The following is a 19,441-nucleotide window of genomic DNA, read 5'->3' on the forward strand; positions in this document are numbered from 1 at the left end:
ATGTCTCCTTTCAGTTGGCCGCGAGCGCGGCGGGGGCGTCCTGCCAACCGCCGCCCAGCGCGCGTATCAGCGCCACGGTGGCGACGGCGCGGCTGCCGTTAAGCTGCGCCGCCTGGCGCTGCACGGTGGTCAGGTTGCGCTGGGCGTCGAGCAGGTCGAGGTAGCTGGAACGGCCGGCGCCGTACAGCTTTTGCGCCAACTCGGCCGAACGCCGGGCCGACACCAGCGCCTCGCCGATCTGCTGCGACTGGGCGCCCAGGATGCGCAGGCCCGCCAGGTTGTCTTCGACGTCGGCGTAGGCGGCCAGCACCTGCTGGCGGAACGCCGCCACGGCTTCCTCCAGCGCCGCCTCGCTGCGCGCGATATTGCTGCGGTTGCGGCCGCCGTCGATCAGCGGCATGGACAGCGCGGCGCCGGCCAGCCACGAACGGCTGCTCCACTTGAACACGTCGGCGAAGGTGGCGGCCTCGCCGCCGCCGCCGGCGTTCAGCAGCAGCGCCGGGAAGCGCGCCGCGCGCGCCACGCCGATGCGGGCGTTGGCCGCCTCCATCTGCCGCTGCGCGGCCGCCAGGTCCGGCCGCCGCTGCAGCAGCGACGACGGCAGGCCGGGCGGCACCACCGGCGGCGCGGCGACGCCCAGCGGCTGCACCGGCACCGAGTAGCCGCCGGCCGGTCTGCCCAGCAGCACCGCCAGCGCATGCTCGTTGACGGCGCGCTGCTGCTGCAGGCCGATCGCCTCGGCGCGCGCGGTCGACAGTTCGGTGCGGGCGCGCACCAGGTCGAATTCGCCGATGTCGCCCAGGTCGTAGCGCCGCTGGTTGACGGCAAGGCTCTTCTCGCGCAGGCCGACCGCCTCCGCCAGCGCCGCCAGTTCGGCATCCGTTTCGCGCAGCCGGAACCAGGTCTGCGCCACGTCGGCCTGCAGCGACAGCAGCACCGCGCGGTAGATGGCGGCGCTGGCGGCGGCGTCGCCGCGGGCGGCAGCCACGCTGGACGACACGCGGCCGAACAGGTCGGCCTCGTAGCTGGCCGTCAGCCTGGCCTGGTAAATGCTGGCCGGGGCCACCGGCGAGCCGGCCGGCAGTCCCAGCTCCAGCGGCGACTGCCGCACCCGCTGCGCGCCGATGCCGGCGTCGAGTTGCGGCATCCGCTGCGCCTCGGCGATGCCGGCGATCGCGCGCGCCTGGCGCAGACGGGCGGCGGCGCCGGCCAGGTTCTGGTTGGCGGCGGTGGCCTCGGCGATCAGCCTGTCGAGCTGAGCGTCGTTGAACACGCGCCACCAGGCGCCGTCGGGCTGGCTGGCTGCCGGCTGTGACGCTTCCCAGCGCGAGCCGTCGGGCAGCGTGAGCGCCGGCGCCGACTCCCGGTGCGCGGCCTCCTTGTAGGCGTCCGGCGCGGCCAGCTCCGGCTGGCGGAACTGCGGCGCCGAGCAGGCGCCCAGCAGCAGGGCGGCGCAAGCGCCCAATGCGCGGGCTGTGGCGGGCGATGTCATGGCGTCTCCTTGGTGTATGCCGGTGCGATGCCTTCTTCCAGGCTGTGGATATGCGGATTGTGTCCGTGCTTGTCGATCAGGCGCTGGCCGCCCGCCAGCTTGCGCAGCAGGACGTAGAACACCGGCACCAGCAGCAGTCCGAACAGGGTCACCCCCAGCATGCCGGAAAACACCGCGACGCCGATGGCCCGGCGCATTTCCGAGCCGGCGCCGGACGACACCACCATCGGCAGCACGCCCATGATGAAGGCGATCGATGTCATCAGGATGGGGCGCAGCCGCATGCGGCTGGCCTCGATCGCCGCCTCGACGATGGTGCGGCCCTGCATTTCCAGTTCGCGCGCGAATTCGACGATCAGGATGGCGTTCTTGGCCGACAGGCCGACCAGCACCATCAGGCCGATCTGGGTGAAGATGTTGTTGTCGCCGTCAGCGATCCAGACACCCGCCAGCGCGGCCAGGATGCTGACCGGGACGATCAGGATGATGGCCAGCGGCAGCGTCAGGCTCTCGTACTGCGCGGCCAGCACCAGGAACACCAGCAGCACGCTGATCGGGAAAACCAGCAGCGCGGCGTTGCCGGCCAGTTTTTGCTGGTAGGCCAGGTCGGTCCATTCCATCTTGATCCCGCGCGGCAGCGTTTGCGCGGCGATCCGTTCGATCGCCGCCTGCGCCTGGTCGGACGAGTAGCCCGGCGCGGCGGCGCCGTTGATGTCGGCCGCCGTGTAGCCGTTGTAGCGCACCACCATCTCCGGCCCGTAGGTGGGCGTCACCGTCAGCAGCGACGACAGCGGCACCATCTCGCCGTCGGCGTTGCGGGTCTTGAGCGTGCCGATGTCCTCGGCGTAGGCGCGGAACGGCGCATCGGCCTGGATGCGCACCTGGTAGACCCGGCCGAAGCGGTTGAAGTCATTGACGTAGGCCGAACCGAGGTAGATCTGCATGGTGTCGAACACGTCGGTGATCTTCACCCCCAGCTGCTTGGCCTTGACGCGGTCGAACTGCACGTCCACCTGCGGCACGTTGATCTGGTAGGTGGAGAACAGCGGCCCCAGCTCCGGCGCCTTGGACGCGGCGGCGATGAAGGCGTTGGTGGCGTCGTTGAGCGCCGTGTAGCCCAGCGCGCCGCGATCCTCCAGTTGCAGCTTGAAGCCGCCCAGCGTGCCCAGTCCCAGCACCGGCGGCGGCGGGAACACGCCGATATACGAGCCCTTGATGGCGCCGTACTTGGCGCCGAGCGAGTCGGCGATCTTTTGCGCCGTCAGGCCGCTGCGCCGGCGTTCGTCGAAGCTTTTGAGCGTGACGAACATGATCGCCGCGCTCGACGAGCTGGTGAAGCCGTTGACCGACAGTCCGGGGTGCTGCACCGCCGCCTCGACGCCGGGCTCCTTCAGCGCGATCTCGCCCATCTGCCGCACGATCGCCTCGGTGCGGTCCAGCGACGCCCCGTTGGGCAGCTGGGCGATGGTGATGATGTATTCCTTGTCCTGCAGCGGCACGAAGCCGCCCGGTACCGCCTTGTTGATCATCACCGCGCCGGCCAGCAGCACCACGTACAGCAGCATCATCGCACCCTTGCGGCCCACCATGCCGGCCACGCCCTTGCCGTAGAAAGCCGAGCCGCGCTGGAACACGTTGTTGAAGCGCTGGAAGAAGCCGCCGAATACGCGGTCGATGGAGCGCGTGAGCCAGTCCGGCGGCGTCTCATGGCCGCGCAGCAGCAGCGCCGCCAACGCCGGCGACAGGGTCAGCGAGTTGAAGGCCGAGATCACCGTCGAAATGGCGATCGTCATGGCGAACTGCTTGTAGAACTGGCCGGTCAGCCCCGACATGAAGGCCAGCGGCACGAACACCGCCACCAGCGTCAGCGCGATGGCGACGATCGGCCCGCTCACCTCGCGCATGGCCTGGTAGGTGGCCTCGCGCGGCGACAGCCCCGAAGCGATGTTGCGCTCGACGTTTTCCACCACCACGATGGCGTCGTCGACGACGATGCCGATCGCCAGCACCATGCCGAACAGCGACAGCGCGTTGATCGAGAACCCAAAGCCCAGCATCAGCGTGAACGTGCCGACGATCGATACCGGCACCGCCAGCAGCGGAATGATGGCGGCGCGCCAGTTCTGCAGGAAGACGATCACCACCAACACCACCAGCGCGATGGCCTCGAGCAGCGTGTGCACCACCGCCTCGATGCTGGACTTGACGAAGCGGGTCGGGTCGTAGACGATCTGGTACTCGACGCCGGCCGGCATCTCGGTCGCGGCTTCGGCCATTACCTTGCGCACGTCCTCGGCGATCTGCAGCGAGTTGGCGCCGGGCTGCTGGAAGATCCACATCGCCACCGCCTGCTGGTTGTCGATCAGCGCGCGCTGGCCGTAGTCGGCCGCGCCCAGCTGCACCCGCGCCACGTCGCGCAGATAGGTGACGCTGCCGTCGCTTGACGCCTTGAGCACGATGGACTGGAACTCTTCCTCGGTGGTCAGGCGTCCCTTGGCGTTGACATCGAGCTGCAGCGGCACGTCGGGGCCCGACGGCGAGGCGCCGATGATGCCGGCCGAGACCTGCACGTTCTGTTCTCGGATCGCGCGCACCACGTCGCTGGCGGTCAGTCCGCGCTGGGCGGTTTTTTGCGGATCGAGCCAGACCCGCATCGAATAGTCGCCCGAGCCCTTGAGTGTGACCTCGCCGATGCCCTTGACGCGGGCCAGGCGGTCGCGCAGGTTCAGCAGCGCGTAGTTGCGCAGGTACTGCATGTCGTAGCGGCCGTTGGGCGAGACCACGTGCACCACCAGCGTCAGGGTGGCGGACGACTTGACGGTCGTCACGCCGAGCCGCTGCACATCTTCGGGCAGGCGCGGCAGCGCCTGCGACACGCGGTTCTGCACCAGTTGCTGGGCCAGGTCGGGATCGGTGCCCAGCTGGAAGGTGACGGTGGTGGTGGTGTTGCCGTCGCTGTTGGCCTGCGACTGCATGTACAGCATTTTCTCGACGCCGTTGATCGATTCTTCCAGCGGCGCCGATACCGTCTCGGCGATGACTTTCGGATTGGTGCCGGGGAACTGCGCGTGTACCAGCACTTGCGGCGGAATGATTTCCGGGTATTCGGAAATCGGCAGCTTGAACATCGAGATCACACCGCCCAGCAGTATCAGCATCGACAGCACGCCGGCAAAGATCGGCCGGTCGATGAAAAATTTGGAGATGTTCATGTCAGGTTCCCGTGCGCGTGTCAGCTTTGCCGGCACCGGGCATCGGCACCGCCTTCACCTTGACCAGGTCGTTCGGGCGCACCCGCTGCAGGCCGTTGACGACGATGCGCTCGCCCGGCTTCAAGCCGCGCGTGACGATGCGCTGGCCGTTGTACAGCGGTCCCGGCTCGATCTCGCGGTATTGCGCGCGGCTGGCGGCGTCGACCACCATGACGAATTTCTTTTCCTGGTCGGTGCCGATGGCGGCGTCGTCGACCAGCACCGCCGCATGCGGGGCGCCGCCGCCGACCTTGATGCGGGCGTACAGGCCGGGCAACAGCACGCCGTCCGCGTTGTCGAAGCGGGCGCGCACGCGGATGGTGCCGGAGCGCTGGTCCAGGCGGTTGTCGATCGAGTCGACGCTGCCGTTGCGCGAGTAGCCGCTTTCATCGGCCAGGCCCAGCGCCACCGGCACCACGGCCTTGCCGCTGTGGCTCAGGTAGCGCAGGTAGGTTTGCTCGTCGACCTCGAACGCGGCGTAGACCGGCGACAGCGAGACCACGGTCCCGAGCAGCGGGGCGCCGGGGCCGGCCGAGACCACATTGCCGACGGTCAGCTCGGCGCGCGACATGCGGCCGGACACCGGCGCCACGATGTGCGCGTACATCAGGTTGATGCGGGCAGCGTCCAGCGCCGCCTGGGCCGCCTGCAGGCTGGCCGTCGCCGCACTGGCGGCGTTTTGCGTCTGGTCGTAGTCGCGTTTGGCGATGGCGTTGTCGCCCAGCAGATTCTGCGCGCGGCCGGCATCGGTGCTGGTGTAGCGCTCGTTGGCCTTGGCCAGCGCCACTTGCGCGGCGGCGCGGTTGACTTCCGCCTGGTAGGGGCGGGGATCGATGTCGAACAGCGGCTCGCCTTTTTTCACCAGCGCGCCGTCCTTGAAATGCACGGCGACGATGGCGCCTCCCACCAGCGGCCGGATCTCCACCTTGTCGATCGCCTCCAGCCGGCCCGAATAGCCCTGGTAATCGGTGATGGTGCTGCCGACCGCCTGGGCCGCCTCGATCTCCGCTGCCGGCGGCGGCGCACCGGCGGCGCCACCTTGCGCCGGGGCGCCGTACACCAGCATCGCTCCGCCGATGATGGCGGCGATGGCGACCACCCCGGCCGTGGCCAATTTTTGATGACGATCCATGACTTGCTCTCCTTTTAATAAAATACGTTCGTACATGTTTTATAAGTTAGCATGGCCGGGCAGTCAGGATTTTCTTTTTGGAGGGGGATGCTCCTATCCTCTTGGGAGGAAGTGAACCGTTCGGAGGAGGGCTCAGTAGCCGATGTTGCCCGGGAAGTTCGCGGCCACATACCGCATCACCTGATGGCTGTCGCGCACCTGGCCTTGCGCGTTGAGCACATCGCCGGCGGGCGGCGCGGTTCCCAGTCCCCGCTGGATTTCCTGGATCACTTGCTGGATGACGGCGGAATAGTCGTCGCCCAGCGGATCGTGGATCGCGCCCGCCAGCTCGCCGACGGAGACGCTGCCGTCGGCGTTGGTGTCGAGCTGCTGAAATTGCAGCGCCGCCTGGCTGGAGCCGCCGCCGGCGGCGCTGATTTGCGTGCGGTATTCGTCGGCCGAGATGACCTGGTCGCCGTTGGTATCGACCGCCGCCGCCACCGTCGCCCGGTAGATCTGGGCGAACGATGCCGGCACCAGCTTGCCCTTGTCGTCGTCGGCCGCCGCGGCCTTGGGGATGCCGACCGATGCCGGCAGCGGGGACGAGGGGGCGATGTTGGATGAGATGTTGTGCATGCGTGCTCCTTGTTAGCGTAAGTTCACCAGGGTTTGCAGGATCGAATCCTCCCATCCCAGGTGTTGAACTTAGGAATTCTAGGCAGCGGCCGGCCACAAAGTATTGAACGAAGCACCGGTTTTGGAACGGTGCTTGGGTAAAGATTGGTCCTTCACGGAATGCAGGGCGTCGGCGAAATTATCGGTTCAATTTTGCTGGCGATAAGCCGCCGGGCTAACCCCGCTGCGCTGCTGCAATCGCCATTTTCCCGGTGGCAGGCCAACCACCCTTGCGAATATTCTCGTAAAGTGCGATTGGTCGGCGAACCCGCAGGCGTCCGAAATGGCCAGCAGCGTATCAGCGGTGTCGACCAACAGGTTGCGCGCGCGCTCTATGCGCAGTTCCAGTTGCCAGTTGAGCGGCGACTTTCCGGTCGCGTTCTTGAACGCGGTGGAAAAATAATTGGTGGACAAGCCACAGCGTTCGGCGATGTCGCTGACAAGCACGTCTTTCCCCACGCTGGCGGCCAGCATCTCCTTGGCCAGGTTGACCTGCCAGCCGGCCAGGGTGCCGCGGTACTCGCGCGCCGCCCGCGGCGCCGTGGCGTACCAGCTTGCCAGATGCGAATCGAGCGTCAGTCCCAGATGATGAACGAAGGCGGGCGTCACCGACTTGGGCCGGTCGACAGCTTCCAGCAGGCACTTCATCAGATTCAAGGCGATGGAATCCGTGTGGCCGCACAGAGGTTCCAGGACGGGTTGTTCCTCCCCGTTGCGGGTCTTGTAAAAGCGCAGCAGATCAAACGGTTGGTCAACCCTCAGGCTGACGTTGCGATCGCCAGGGATCAGGCAGATCTTGCCCTCATCGATAGGATCATGCATCCGATCGATGCCGTCCGCCGTGGTTGTATAAGGATGCAGGTATGCCAGGTTGATCGACAGCAGGTAGTCGGTTGCAGCGTCGGGTAGCGGCAGTCTGCCGACGTTTTCGTCGGTGGAACGCAGGCGTGAAAAGCCGAATTGACGGGATTTGACGGACCAAATATCCAATTTCGGCGTCGCCGGGTCTGAGTGCCGGTTCATGTCAACCGCAGCACTTCTTGGCCTTCTTGCCGCTGCCGCAAGGGCAGGGATCGTTGCGGCCGACCTTGGCCGCCTTGGGCAGGGGCTTGTGCCAGAAGGCGTGGATCTGGATCACCGCCGGCGCGATCTTCGCGGCGCGGTTGGCGTCATCGCGCTGGAACGGCGCCAGCAAGGCCGGCTGGCTGGCCCGCAGCGGGGCCCAGCTTTCCGCATCCAGCTGCACGCCGGCCAGGAAACCCTCGCACCACGCGTCGGCGCTCCAGGTGCCGCCGCATTCGTAGATCGGTTCGAAACTGCCCGGATCCTTGGCCATCCACTCGACCATGTATTGGTAGTGCCGCAGTACCAGGCTGGTGGCCGCGTCGGTCTGGCCGGCCGGATCGGCGCCCCATACCAGCGGCAGCCACTGCTCCCGCGGCGGCTGGCGCGGGCCGATGACGATCGCGGTCAGGAATCCTTCCAGCTTCGAAACGTCCATCGCCTGCGGCCCGAGCGCGGCCAGCAGGTCGTCCAGGTCATCGTATTCGTCGTCGTTGAGGGGCGTGCTGGACATGATGGTGTTCTCGTGCGTGGAAAGCCGTCATTCTACTCGTGTGGGCATGTTTGCGAGTTTAGCAATATGATGCGGTAAGGCACCATTCAATACGATCATTCAAGGAGCAGACATGACAACCATAAAAATGCTGGCCGCAGCCAGTTTGTTGATGAGCGCGGCTTGGGCCGCCGCCGCCCCGACTGCCGCGCCGGACGCCGCCCAAGTAAAGGCCGCGCACGACATGCTGGCAGCCATGCAGGCGGAAAAAATGCTGCGCACCACGGCCGGCATGAGCAAGTACCCGAGCCCGGCGCAGCGCGAAATCGTGATGGCCAAGGTGGTCAAGCTGCCCGCCGAAGAAATCTACAGCCGCCTGGCGCTGCCGGTGGCGCGTCTGCTCAGCACCGAGACGGCAGCCGAGATGACCCGCTACTACCAGTCCAGCTACGGCCAGAAAGTGCTGATGCAGACCTACAATGGCCCGCCGCGCCTCTATCCGGAAGATCCGAAGCCGACGCCGGCGGAAAAGCTGGAGCTGAAGAAGCCGGCCTACGTCAAGGCCAGCCAGGAGTTCAAGGCGGCCGAGCCGGCCATTCATCACGAAGCGTTCGTGCTGCTGAGCGAAATCAACAAGGCCAAGTAAGTTGTTAATTTGTAAAAAATACCGGATACTCCAGCATCTCGCTTACCAAGGAAGATAGATGCTGAAGAAAATCGCTCTTGCCGCTGTGTTGTTGCCGTTGCTGCCGTTGGCCGTACAGGCGTCCAACCTGCCCGATTATCCGTTCATCCACACCGGCGGAGAAGGCTTTGTGTTCGTCATGCCCGACATGGGCGAGATCGACTTCGATGTCAGCGCCTTCGACCCGGACAGCAATGCCGCCGTGGCCCTGGTGCAGGCGAGGGTGGCGGAAATCCAGGCGCTGCTGGCCGAGCAGGGCAATACGCAGGGTGGCGACAGCGTGGCCGAGGCGGGCTTTCGCGACATGCGCAAGGAAATGCGCAAGGCCGCCGCCAACGCCGATCCGAACGCCGCGCCCGAGTACGAAATCCGCAGCGCCGTCCACATCGTCGTGCGCGACCTGGGCAAATGGCGCGCCGTCATGCAGGGCTTGCTGGGCAAGCCCAACATCGACCGCCTGGCAACCACCTTCGGCAAGTCCGACCGCGTCAAGGTCGAGCAGGAACTGACGACCGAAGCGATCAAGGACGCGCAACGTCGCGCCGAAGGCATGGCTGCCGGCTTTGGCAAGAAGGTGGGCGCGGTGACGGCGATCTCGTCCGGTCAATTGCGCAACCTGACCAATGCCGTAGGCCTGATGCCGACCGACTTCTACAACGCCCGTCGCGGCACCAACGCCTCGTCGGCGGAGAAGGACTTCCTGTCGATCCAGTCGCTGCGCTGGTCGCAAACGGTGGACGTGATTTTCCGCATCAAATAAGCCAGACGACGCCATGCGACAGCCTGCGTGCGCTGCCGCACGCAGGCGCCGCATCGGCCGCTTGTTTATTCCGCTTTGCGCCCGATCTGTCACTTGACTGCCAACTCAAGGAGAACAGCCATGGCCGCTACCGATATCCGTGCCCACACCACGCCCGAACCCGACATGCCGCCGCCGCAGCCGGAAAAAGATCCGCCGCCGGACAACATGCCGCTGCCCGACCAGGCGCCGATCGAAGAGCCGACGCCGAAACAGCCGCCGATCAAGACTTGATCTTGCCAAGTGAGAAAGTGTGATGGTTGTTGCTCAAGGGATACATATTTTCATGTTTGTGTTCTTCGTCACACCAGCGTCAAGAAAGAGTTTCTATAATTTAGTCATGTCATCGGTTTTTCGTTCACGGAGAGCATCATGGGCAATTCATTACACAACAAAATCTACCTCGGCCGTCGCAGCGTTGCCCTGAGCACCAAGCGTGTACAAGCCTTGATTTGTGTAGCGGCGTTTGCCTCCATCGGCCTGATCTGGCTGGCGATCCGAGCGTTCTGAACGCACTTTATTTCTCGCGCATTGTTATCGTTTCTGGCTGCGGGGGCGCATTTTCTTGCCGTCCCCCGGCCGGGCGCGTACCATGAGGGCCGCAGCAGCCTCTTATGGAAAAAATAGCAATGAAGAATGAGAAATTAACGCAGGACGAATACAACGCACTCGATGAAGTCAAGCGCGGCATCAAGGGCGAGCGCGTCAGCGCCTGCGTCGGACGCAACACCAAGCGCCTGGCCGGCCTGAAACTGTTCACCATCGCCAAGAACGGCCGCATTTCGCTCACCGACAAGGGCGAGCAGACGCTGTTCCTGCGCCGCTGCGTGCTGGGCCTGCGCGCCATCGAGGCCGACCCGGCCAGCGCCATCGATGCCGATGTCGCCATGTTCCTCGGCAAGAAATCCCACATCGTGCCGCGCGCCGAGGGCGGCTTCGATATCAGCGACAAGGGCAGGGAATCGTTGGCCGATATCGCCAGTCAAGGCTTGTAAGACGCTAGTGGCGTACACGGCGGGTTTTTTTTGCTGTAATGTAGAGTTATAAAACAGCAATGAGAGCGCGCCAAACGCCATGAAATTCGAAACTTTGCGGAAGTTCAGGAAACTGTTCGGCATGCTGGCGGCGGCGGTCGCCGCTGTGCTGCTGGTGGTGTCGCTGTTCGTGGCCCATGTGCTGCAGCAAAGCCAGCAGCGCTACTACGACAACGCTGCCGAAACCTCCCACAATCTCGCCATCACGCTGGAAAACTTCCTGCACTCGCATTTCGAGGAAGTCGACCTGGCCATGCGCCGCGCCGGCAAGGAATTCACCGCCATGCACCGCGACGGGCGCTTCGACGACGCCCAGTTCAGCGCCTTCCTGCGCTCGCTGCGGGAGCGCATCCCCAACGCGCGCTCCGTGCGCGGCTCCGACGCCGCCGGCCGCGTGATCTACGGCGAAGAAATCGACCTGGCTCATCCGCAGGACATGAGCGTGCGCGAATTTTTCCAGCGCGCCCGGACCGAACATGACCTGATCATCGGCGTGCCGGTCAAGTCGCGCATCAGCGGCGAGTGGGTGCTGCCGCTGGTGTATCCGCTGGCGCTGCCGGACGGCAGTTTCGGCGGCACGGCCTACGTCAACATGAACAGCTCGCGCCTGACCGAATTGTTCTCGTCGCTCAACGTCGGCCAGCACGGCTCGATTGTACTGCTGGACGACCGGCGGCGCGTGATCCACCGCTACCCCATGATCAAGGAGGTGGAAATCGGCACCGCCGTCCAGGTCACGGCGCCGACCCAGGCCATCCTCGACGGCAAGCGCAACAGCGCCACTTATAACACTGTCAGCCCGCGCGACGGCATGGAGCGCACCGCCAGCGTGGAGCGGGTCGGCGGCTATCCGATCTTCGTGGCCGTGGCCCTGGCCAGCGAGGACTTCCTGGCGCCATGGCGCAAGGAGGTGCGCAACTCGATCATCTTCCTTGGCTTGCTGGTGGCGTTCGCGGCCGCGCTGCTGGTGGGCGTGTGGTATGCGCTGAGGAAGCAATACCAATCGCTGCTGCAACTGATCGAAACCGACCGTGCGCTGCAAGGCTCGCTGGCCCAGCTGACGGAGTCCGAATCGCGCTGGCGCTCGCTGACCGAGGGCTTGCCGCAGATGGTCTGGACCGTGACGCCGGAACTGCGCATCGACTTCATGAGCCACCATTGGGAACGCTTCAGCGGCGTTCCCGCCGCGCAGCTGCTCGCGGCGGGCGACTGGGCGCCGGTGCTGCATCCGGACGACCGCGCGGCGCTGCAAGCCGAGTGGCGCCGCGCCGCCGCGGCCGGCGACGAATTCCGCGTCGATTGCCGCCTGCGCCGCCAAGACGGCAGCTGGCGGGTGTTCGACAACCGCGCCTTGCCACGCAAGGACGAGCGCGGCAGGATACTGGGCTGGGTCGGCAGCAGCACCGACCATACCGAGTCGCGCTCCGCGCACGCCGCGCTGCAGCTGGCCAAGGACGAGGCCGACAAGGCAGGGCGCGCCAAGTCGGAATTCGTCGCCAACATGAGCCATGAAATCCGCTCGCCGATGAACGCGGTGCTGGGCATGCTGCAACTGCTGCAGCAGACCGAGATGAGCGAACGCCAGCAGGATTACGCGGCCAAGGCGCATTCGGCGGCCAGTGCCTTGCTGGGGCTGCTCAACGACATCCTCGATTTCTCCAAGGTGGAGGCGGGCAAGCTGGCGCTGGACCCGCATCCGTTCCGGCTCGACAAGCTGTGGCGCGACCTGGCGGTGATCCTGTCGGCCAACGTCGGCACCAAGAATATCGAAGTGCTGTTCCGCATCGACCCGGCCCTGCCGGCGCTGGTGATCGGCGATGCGCTGCGGCTGCAGCAGATCCTGCTCAACCTGGCGGGCAACGCCATCAAGTTCACGGAGCAGGGCGAGGTCGTGCTGTCGGCGCAACTGCTGTCGCGCAGCGAGAGCGCGATGTCGGTCGCGTTTGCGATCCGCGACACCGGCATCGGCATTTCGGACGAGCAGTGCCAGCGCATCTTCGACGGTTTCTCGCAGGCCGAGGCGTCGACCGCGCGCCGCTACGGCGGCACCGGCCTGGGACTGGCGATCAGCCAGCGCCTGGTGCAGTTGATGGGCGGCACGTTGCGCGTGACCAGCGAACCGGGGCAGGGCAGCCTGTTTGATTTCGTCGTCGAGTTCGGCGTGGCGGCGGAGCAGCCGGAGGCGCCGCTGGCTGAATTTGCGGCAGGCATGCCGTCGATGGAATCGATGCGCGGCCTGAAATGCCTGGTGGTGGACGACAATCCGATCGCCCGTACCGTGCTCGGCGAGATGGCCGCCTCGTTCGGCTGGGAGGTCGATATCGCCGAGGGCGGCTACGAGGCGCTGGCCGCCGTCGGGGCCGTGCTGGAGCGGCAGCAGGCGTACGACATCGTCTTCATCGACTGGCGCATGCCGGGGCTGGACGGCTGGGAGACCAGCTGCCAGATCCGCAAGCTGGCGCCGGCCGGCAAGATGCCGCTGATCGTCATGGTCACCGCGCACGACCGCGAGCTGCTGGCGCAGCGCTACGCGGAAATGGAGCCGGTGCTCGATGGCTTCGTGGTCAAGCCGGTGACGGCGTCGATGCTGTTCGACGCGGTGGCCGACGCGCGCATGGAAAAGCGCACGCCGCTGGCGGCGGTGGCGGTGCCGTCGATGCGCCGGCTGGAGGGCTTGCGGCTGTTGCTGGTGGACGACAATCCGGCCAACCAGCAGGTGGCGAGCGAACTGCTGGGCAACGACGGCGCGCGAGTGGAGGTGGCCAGTTCCGGCCAGATGGCGATCGACGCCGTCTCTGGCTCACGCCAGCTGCCGGACCTGATACTGATGGACATCCAGATGCCGGAGATGGATGGCTACGAAGCCACCTATGCGATCCAGCAACTGCTGGGCGCGGATGCGCCGCCCATCGTCGCGATGACGGCCAACGCCATGGCGGCGGACCGCGTGGCCGCGCTGGACGCCGGCATGGCCGATCACATCGGCAAGCCGTTCGATCTGGCGCAGTTGATCGAGGTGATACGCCGGCATGTGCTTGGCACCGGCGCGGCGGCTGCGCCCGCGACGGACGGCGGCGACGCCGGCAATGGCGCGGCGGCGCTGCCCGAGGCCGGCCTCAACAGCGCCGCAGCGCTGAAGCGGATGGGCGGGCTGCAATCGGTCTACCTGATTGCCCTGCGCAGTTTTGCGGTGGAAGCGGCCAAGCTGGTGACCTTGCTGCAAGCCTCGTCCGCCGACGCCGATGTGGAAGGCTGCCTGCAGGCGCTGCATACGCTCAAAGGCCTGGCCGGCACCGTCGGCGCCGATCGCCTGGCCGGCCTGGCAGGGCTGGCCGAGCGCGCGCTGAAGCAGGGCGCCAACGCCACCGCGTGGGATCAGTTGGCGCTGGTGCTGGACGCCTGCCCCATCGCGATGCACGACGTCGAGCAGCAGCTGCGCCGGATGGACCCGGCCGCAGCCTAGTGGCCAGATGCCGGGTTAATGCGGCGGACCGGCGTCCTTGACCAGCAGCGATATGCTGGCGCCGACAGCCAGGTTTTCCCTGGCGTGGTATTGTCTCTCGATGCCCGCCCGGGCGTCGGCCAGGTTGGAGCTGCCTAACATCAGGCGCGCCTGAGCTGGACGTGCCCAGTCCCACAGTACGGTGAGGCTGTAACCGTCGTCTCCCAGTTGCGTCCGTGCAGACAGGCAGGCGCCATCCGATCCGCGAAACTCGAACGCATGCCGCGGATGAAGCACTTCGAGCTTGGCAAGTTCTGCGAGCTTCTCATCGGTGAGCGTGAAGTCGTAATCCTTGTCCACCTCCGGCTCGTCCGGGTACAGTTCTGCAATCGTCCTGCCCGGCGGAGCGGTGACCCCGTCCGCCAGCATATCGATGTCGACCCGCTGGCCCATCCGCAGCGCTTGTTCCGGTATCCAGATCAAGTGCGTGGACGGCGCATCCTTCGGATATTTTCCGCCGTCCGCACTCAACATGGCGGGCATTTCCCAGTGACGCTGCCCGGCGACCCGGATGGCGATGATGTCATGGCCGTCCGTGCTGATGGTGGCGACCACGACATCGTCAACGGCGATGCGGAAAGCTGGCATGGCGGCCTCAGGGCTGGAAGCCGTCCGCGCTGATCTGCAGTTCGGTCACGTCGCCGTATTGGGCGGCGATGCCCCGTATCGCTTCGGCTTTCCCCACCAGCACCGTCTGCAGATTGTTGCGCGGGAAGTGCTTGTCCACCAGCGCCTTGGCGCGCTCCGGCGTCAGGCTGTCGACGTCCTTCATGAAGTTGTCGATCTGCTCGCGGCCGACCTTGGACGCGTACATGTCGCCCAGCAGGCCCGCCAGCTGCTCGCCGGTTTCGTAGCGTGGCGGGAACTGGCCCTTGACGTAGGCCTTGGCCGATTCCAGCGTGGCCTTGTCGATGCCCTTGTCCCACAGGCGCTGGTACGTCTTGTGCGCCAGCGCCAGGGCCGCTTCCGTCTTCGGCAGCGCGGTGAAGCTGGAGATGGCGAAGGTGCCGGTCTGCGACAAGGTGGCGAACTCGCTGCGCGCGCCGTAGGTCAGGCCGGAGTTGACGCGCAGCTCGTCGTTCAGCCACGACGTGAAGCGGCCGCCGACGATGGTGTTGAGCACCTGCAGCGGCACGTAGTCCGGATCGTTGCGGGCGATGCCGGCGCCGCCGATCAGGAAGGTGGTCTCGATGGCGTCGGGCTTGTTGATCAGCCACACGCGGGCCTTGTCGGCATGCACCTTGCCGTTGTCCTGCGCCGCCGGCGCCGGGCCGCTGGCTTGCCAAGCGCCGAACAGCGACTCGATCTGCTTGCGCATCTCGGCGGCCTGGAAATCGCCGACGACGATGATGGCGGCGTTGTCCGGACGGTAGTACTGCTGGTAGTAGCGCTGCACGTCGCCCTGCTTGAGCGCGCCGACGCTGCTGACCGTGCCGCCGGCCGGTATCGCATACGGGCTCTCGCCGAACAGCATGGCGCGGTAGTAGTTGCCGACGACGTTGCGCGGCGCTTCCTTGGCCTGCTTGAGGCCGTTCACCTTGCGCTCGCGCAGCTTGGCCAGCTCGGCGTCGTCAAAGCTCGGCTGCTGGACGATTTCGGCAAACAGCGGCAGCAGCGCGGCCGTGTCGGCGCGGGCGAAATTGGCCTGCACCGTGCTCGCTTCGGTGCCGGCGCCGCCGGCCAGGCGGGCGCCGCGGAAGTCGAAGGCTTCGTCGATGGATTTCTTGTCGTGCTGCTTGCTGCCCAGCAGCAGGGCGTCGCCGGTCAGGTTGGACAGGCCGGGCTGCTTGGCGTCGTTGACGGCGCCGGCCTTGACCACGGCGCGCACCGAGATCAGCGGCACCTCGTGGCGTTCCATCAGGTAGACCGTCAGGCCGTTCTGCAAGGTGACGGTGTCGAAGGCGGGCAGGCGGAAATCGGCGGCGTTGGCGGTGGCGCCGACGGCCGCCAGCGCGGCGGCGAGGGCGGTCTTGGCGATAATGTGTTTGCTCATGTGATCAATCCTCCTTCGCGGCCAGCACGCCGACGGTGCGCTGCGATTTTTTCAGGTATTTGACGGCCACGGCCTGGATGTCGGCCGGCGTCAGCTTTTCGTAGGCGGCGGGGGCGTCGAACATCTTCTTGTAGTCGCCGAAGAAGACTTCGTAGTTGCCCAGCTGCTGGGCCTTGCCGTTGATGGTTTCCTGTTCGCGGTACAGGTTCAGCAGCTTCTGGTTCTTGACCTTTTGCAGCTCCTCGGCCGTCACGCCGTTCTTGACCACGTTGTCGACCTCGGCCAGCAGCGCTTTTTCCAGCACGGCCGGTGCGGTCTTGGCGGTGGCCACGGCCGACAGGTACAGCAGGCCGGGATCGAAGCCGTCCATGCTGCCGGCGCCGACCTGCGTGGCCAGCTGCTGCTCGACCAGCGCCTTGTACAGGCGCGAGGTCTTGCCGTCGGCCAGCAGGCTTTGCAGCACTTCCAGCGCGTAGTAATCGGGGCTGTTGGCCTGCGGGATCTTGTAGGCGATGGCCAGGTTGGCCGACGTGGCGGATTCCTTGGCCACGAACACGCGGCGTTCGCCTTTCTGCTCAGGCTCCACCGTGCGCACGGCCGGCGGCAGCGCGCGCTTCGGTATGCCGCCGAAATACCTGGTGGCCAGCTTCTTCACGTCGTCGGTCTTGACGTCGCCGACGATCACCGACACCGCGTTGTTCGGGGCGTAGTAGGTGGTGAAGTAGCGCTGCAGGTCTTCCTGCGTCCACGCCTTGATGTCGGACTCATGGCCGATCACCGGCCACGAATACGGGTGCGCCTGGAAGGCCACGCCGTTGATTTCCTCGCGCAGCGCGCGCATGTTGGAGTTCTCCAGCCCGGTGCTGCGCTCGGACAGCACCACGCCACGCTCGCTGGCGACCATTTTCGGGTCGATGGAGAGGTGGCCGATGCGGTCGCTCTCGAGGTTGAAGATGGTTTCCAGCGACGACGCCGGGAACCAGTCCTGGTACACGGTCAGGTCGTTGCTGGTGTAGGCGTTGTTGGAGCCGCCCTTGGCTTCCATCGTGCGGTCGAACATCTTCGGGCCGAAGTTCTTCGAACCGTTGAACATCATGTGCTCGAAGAAGTGCGACAGTCCGGTGATGCCGGGCGCTTCGTTGCGCGAGCCGACCTTCCAGAACGTGTACATATTGGCGTTGGGGATGGTGCTCGATTCCAGCACGATGAACTTCATGCCGTTGGCCAGCGTGAAGGTGTGGACCTGATCGGCCGTCAGGGCGGCCTGTGCGGTGGCGGCCATGCCCAGCATCATGCCGGCGGCCAGGACTTTCCATTTCATGAGCGCTGCTCCTTTATGCGTGAAGCGCAAAGCATACGATATCCGTAGATGTTTTTGATAACTATTTGCGGATGACAAGTTTAGCGGATAGCATGGAACAAACTACACTAGGGAGCAAGCAATGGAAAAACCAATGAACTGGGTGGCCCACGAACTGAGCATGACCGTGCTGATGACGCCGGACATGGCCAATTTCTCCGGCAACGTGCACGGCGGCACCATCCTCAAATACCTCGACAGCGTGGCCTACGCCTGCGCCAGCCGCTATTCCGGCAGCTATGTGGTGACCTTGTCGGTGGATCAGGTGATGTTCCTGCAGCCGATACACGTGGGCGAACTGGTGACGTTCCTGGCGTCGATCAACTACACTGGACGCACGTCGATGGAGGTGGGCATCCGCGTGGTGACCGAGAATATCCAGCAGCGCCTGGTGCGTCACGCCAACAGCTGCTATTTCACGATGGTGGCGGTGGATGCGGACCGCAAGCCGGTCGAGGTGCCGGTGCTGGTGCCGGAAAACGACGAACAGCGGCAGCGCTGGGACCAGGCGCTGCTGCGCAAGCAGGCGCGCCAGATGGTGCACGGCGCGCGCAAGACCTGAACCGATAGGGGGAGTCATCATGGAAATGAGGCGCATCAACGCCGGCAAGCTGCGCGCCATCGGATACGATGCGCGCGAGCGCCAGCTGCGGGTCGAGTTCGACGACGGCACGGCGATCGACTATTCGGGAGTGGGCACCGAGGTGTGGCGCAAGCTGTCGACCTCGGGCGCGGCGTGGAGCTACTACCGCGACAACATCGAAGAGGAATTCAGCGGCCGCAAGGGCGTGGCGCGCAAGCCGACCAGCCGCGCCGAGCTGGAGGACCTGTTCAAGGCGCCGGATGACTAAGCGGGCGCTGTTCATCTGCAGCCAGAACCGCCTGAGAAGCCCGACGGCGGAGCAGGTCTTCTCGACCTGGCCGGACGTCGAAACCGATTCCGCCGGGCTGGGAGGCGACGCGACCGTGCCGCTGTCCCCCGAGCAGATCGCGTGGGCCAACATCATCTTCGTCATGGAAAAGGCGCACCGGAACCGGCTTGCGACCAGGTTCAAGCGGTACTTGAACGGCAAGCGCATCATCTGCCTGGATATCCCCGACGACTACGAATACATGCAGCCTGAACTCATCAAGCTGCTGGAGGCGAAAGTCGGCCGATTTTTGCGTTCAGCATTGTAGACAGGAAGGCTTGCATTGTTCTAGGAGTAGCGCAGAAGCCTTCATTGCAGATGGGATAATTTCGCTCTATCATCAGCTGCACCACTCGCACACAGGAGCCATCCAGATGACCACGTTGCAAAATCGATCAATACCTGAAGAGATCAAGGCCGCTCTCGACCAATGGGACCGGATGGCGGCGAGACTCATGCGGCTGTATGCGATGCTGGGGGCGCTAAGTGTGGTTTGCTCCCTTTTTGTTGCAACCTTTACGGGGTCAGAAACGGTTCCGGCGGGATCTATCAGAGTCGTTGCATTTATCGGAGCCGCCTCGCTAGCCTGGATTGGCACCTTTAACATGGGAGCAAAGGCAAATGCGGCGCGCGGTGCCTGGCGCCTGTTGAACGCCGCTTGCATTCGCTACAAGTACGAAGAGTCCTATACGTTCGAAGAACTTCGTGCGCAATATGTCGTTGGCGAGTCCCTGCTGGGCGCGGTCACAATCTCCGAGCCTTCCCCCAAGCACTAAGGTATCGGCAAGGTCAAGTCCATACCGAGCATCCTGATAAGGCCGAAGGTGACCAGCCCCAGGCCCAGGAGCGATAGCATGAAGAGAGCGGCAACCTTGCCGCTCGCCCGCAGCACCGCGCGCCGCTCCTCCGTTTTCCCCTTCTTCCCTTGATCGTAATGCCACTTGATGGCGTAGTACATGCCCGTGGCGAGCACGAGAAACTTGAACGTAACGAAGACTACAGGTATCCATTCCATCATTTTGAACATTCCAGGTTATTACTGGCATACTACTTAAAAGCAATTTCCATACATT

General features: G+C 65.1%; 20 protein-coding genes. 10 read left to right on the forward strand and 10 right to left on the reverse strand.

From position 1 onward, the window contains the following. Positions 1 to 10 precede the first annotated feature (10 nt). The 6 genes from ABWW33_RS13660 to ABWW33_RS13685 all read right to left on the reverse strand — a co-directional run bounded on the left by ABWW33_RS13660 (position 11) and on the right by ABWW33_RS13685 (position 8,105). A complete protein-coding gene (locus ABWW33_RS13660; RefSeq protein WP_353402174.1) occupies positions 11 to 1,492 on the reverse strand; it encodes an efflux transporter outer membrane subunit in 1,482 nt (493 codons plus the stop codon). Continuing rightward, a complete protein-coding gene (locus ABWW33_RS13665; protein ID WP_176653754.1) occupies positions 1,489 to 4,704 on the reverse strand; it encodes an efflux RND transporter permease subunit in 3,216 nt (1,071 codons plus the stop codon). The genes ABWW33_RS13660 and ABWW33_RS13665 overlap by 4 nt, the downstream gene beginning before the upstream one ends. Position 4,705: 1 nt before the next feature. Continuing rightward, positions 4,706 to 5,875 carry an efflux RND transporter periplasmic adaptor subunit gene (locus ABWW33_RS13670; protein ID WP_353402176.1) on the reverse strand — a complete coding sequence of 390 codons (1,170 nt, stop codon included), beginning with the start codon at positions 5,873 to 5,875 and terminating at the stop codon, positions 4,706 to 4,708. A 132-nt stretch (positions 5,876 to 6,007) separates the two neighbouring features. Continuing rightward, entirely contained in the window at positions 6,008 to 6,490 is a 483-nt protein-coding gene (locus tag ABWW33_RS13675; RefSeq protein ID WP_353402178.1) for an EF-hand domain-containing protein, read from the reverse strand. Between the two features lie 186 nt (positions 6,491 to 6,676). Next, positions 6,677 to 7,552 carry a helix-turn-helix domain-containing protein gene (locus tag ABWW33_RS13680; RefSeq protein WP_353402180.1) on the reverse strand — a complete coding sequence of 292 codons (876 nt, stop codon included), beginning with the start codon at positions 7,550 to 7,552 and terminating at the stop codon, positions 6,677 to 6,679. A 1-nt stretch (position 7,553) separates the two neighbouring features. Further along, the gene (locus tag ABWW33_RS13685) at positions 7,554 to 8,105 is read right to left on the reverse strand and encodes a UPF0149 family protein (RefSeq protein ID WP_353402182.1); all 552 of its coding nucleotides are present in this window, start codon (positions 8,103 to 8,105) and stop codon (positions 7,554 to 7,556) included. A 112-nt stretch (positions 8,106 to 8,217) separates the two neighbouring features. On the opposite strand from ABWW33_RS13685, the gene ABWW33_RS13690 reads away from it, so the two are divergent. The 6 genes from ABWW33_RS13690 to ABWW33_RS13715 all read left to right on the forward strand — a co-directional run bounded on the left by ABWW33_RS13690 (position 8,218) and on the right by ABWW33_RS13715 (position 14,065). Then, the gene (locus ABWW33_RS13690; protein WP_353402184.1) at positions 8,218 to 8,730 is read left to right on the forward strand and encodes a hypothetical protein; all 513 of its coding nucleotides are present in this window, start codon (positions 8,218 to 8,220) and stop codon (positions 8,728 to 8,730) included. A 58-nt stretch (positions 8,731 to 8,788) separates the two neighbouring features. Further along, positions 8,789 to 9,529 (forward strand): SIMPL domain-containing protein, encoded by a 741-nt coding sequence (locus ABWW33_RS13695; RefSeq protein ID WP_353402186.1) that lies wholly within the window; start codon positions 8,789 to 8,791, stop codon positions 9,527 to 9,529. A 120-nt stretch (positions 9,530 to 9,649) separates the two neighbouring features. Then, positions 9,650 to 9,802, forward strand: coding sequence for a hypothetical protein (locus tag ABWW33_RS13700; RefSeq protein ID WP_176653760.1), 153 nt, complete (start codon positions 9,650 to 9,652; stop codon positions 9,800 to 9,802). A 138-nt stretch (positions 9,803 to 9,940) separates the two neighbouring features. Further along, the gene (locus tag ABWW33_RS13705) at positions 9,941 to 10,078 is read left to right on the forward strand and encodes a hypothetical protein (RefSeq protein WP_176653761.1); all 138 of its coding nucleotides are present in this window, start codon (positions 9,941 to 9,943) and stop codon (positions 10,076 to 10,078) included. Positions 10,079 to 10,197: 119 nt separating this feature from the next. Next, positions 10,198 to 10,563 (forward strand): hypothetical protein, encoded by a 366-nt coding sequence (locus ABWW33_RS13710; RefSeq protein ID WP_176654071.1) that lies wholly within the window; start codon positions 10,198 to 10,200, stop codon positions 10,561 to 10,563. Between the two features lie 79 nt (positions 10,564 to 10,642). Continuing rightward, a complete protein-coding gene (locus tag ABWW33_RS13715) occupies positions 10,643 to 14,065 on the forward strand; it encodes a response regulator (protein ID WP_353402188.1) in 3,423 nt (1,140 codons plus the stop codon). Positions 14,066 to 14,080: 15 nt separating this feature from the next. Here ABWW33_RS13715 and ABWW33_RS13720 read toward each other — a convergent pair whose 3' ends face one another. Genes ABWW33_RS13720 through ABWW33_RS13730 form a run of 3 tightly spaced genes read right to left on the reverse strand, consistent with a single transcriptional unit; the run spans position 14,081 to position 17,418 of the window. After that, positions 14,081 to 14,692: a hypothetical protein gene (locus ABWW33_RS13720; RefSeq protein WP_176653763.1), complete on the reverse strand. Its 612-nt coding sequence runs from the start codon at positions 14,690 to 14,692 to the stop codon at positions 14,081 to 14,083. Positions 14,693 to 14,699: 7 nt separating this feature from the next. Continuing rightward, on the reverse strand, positions 14,700 to 16,097 hold the full coding sequence (locus ABWW33_RS13725) for a M16 family metallopeptidase (RefSeq protein ID WP_353402190.1): 1,398 nt from the start codon (positions 16,095 to 16,097) through the stop codon (positions 14,700 to 14,702). Positions 16,098 to 16,101: 4 nt separating this feature from the next. Next, positions 16,102 to 17,418 carry a M16 family metallopeptidase gene (locus tag ABWW33_RS13730; protein WP_353402192.1) on the reverse strand — a complete coding sequence of 439 codons (1,317 nt, stop codon included), beginning with the start codon at positions 17,416 to 17,418 and terminating at the stop codon, positions 16,102 to 16,104. 133 nt (positions 17,419 to 17,551) lie between these two features. Between ABWW33_RS13730 and ABWW33_RS13735 the strand changes: the two genes are divergently transcribed. The 4 genes from ABWW33_RS13735 (at position 17,552) to ABWW33_RS13750 (ending at position 19,144) form a co-directional block, all read left to right on the forward strand. Beyond that, a complete protein-coding gene (locus ABWW33_RS13735) occupies positions 17,552 to 18,019 on the forward strand; it encodes an acyl-CoA thioesterase (protein WP_353402633.1) in 468 nt (155 codons plus the stop codon). A gap of 19 nt (positions 18,020 to 18,038) precedes the next feature. Further along, positions 18,039 to 18,308: a KTSC domain-containing protein gene (locus ABWW33_RS13740; RefSeq protein WP_353402194.1), complete on the forward strand. Its 270-nt coding sequence runs from the start codon at positions 18,039 to 18,041 to the stop codon at positions 18,306 to 18,308. Further along, a complete protein-coding gene (locus ABWW33_RS13745) occupies positions 18,301 to 18,636 on the forward strand; it encodes a low molecular weight protein tyrosine phosphatase family protein (protein ID WP_353402196.1) in 336 nt (111 codons plus the stop codon). The genes ABWW33_RS13740 and ABWW33_RS13745 overlap by 8 nt, the downstream gene beginning before the upstream one ends. A 106-nt stretch (positions 18,637 to 18,742) precedes the next feature. After that, on the forward strand, positions 18,743 to 19,144 hold the full coding sequence (locus ABWW33_RS13750) for a hypothetical protein (RefSeq protein ID WP_353402198.1): 402 nt from the start codon (positions 18,743 to 18,745) through the stop codon (positions 19,142 to 19,144). Here ABWW33_RS13750 and ABWW33_RS13755 read toward each other — a convergent pair. Continuing rightward, positions 19,141 to 19,386, reverse strand: a complete 246-nt coding sequence (locus ABWW33_RS13755; RefSeq protein ID WP_353402200.1) for a hypothetical protein — start codon at positions 19,384 to 19,386, stop codon at positions 19,141 to 19,143. The genes ABWW33_RS13750 and ABWW33_RS13755 overlap by 4 nt on opposite strands. Positions 19,387 to 19,441: the final 55 nt, after the last annotated feature.

It is taken from the genome of Duganella hordei (assembly GCF_040369125.1).
In the GTDB taxonomy this organism is placed as follows: Bacteria; Pseudomonadota; Gammaproteobacteria; order Burkholderiales; family Burkholderiaceae_D; genus Rugamonas; species Rugamonas hordei.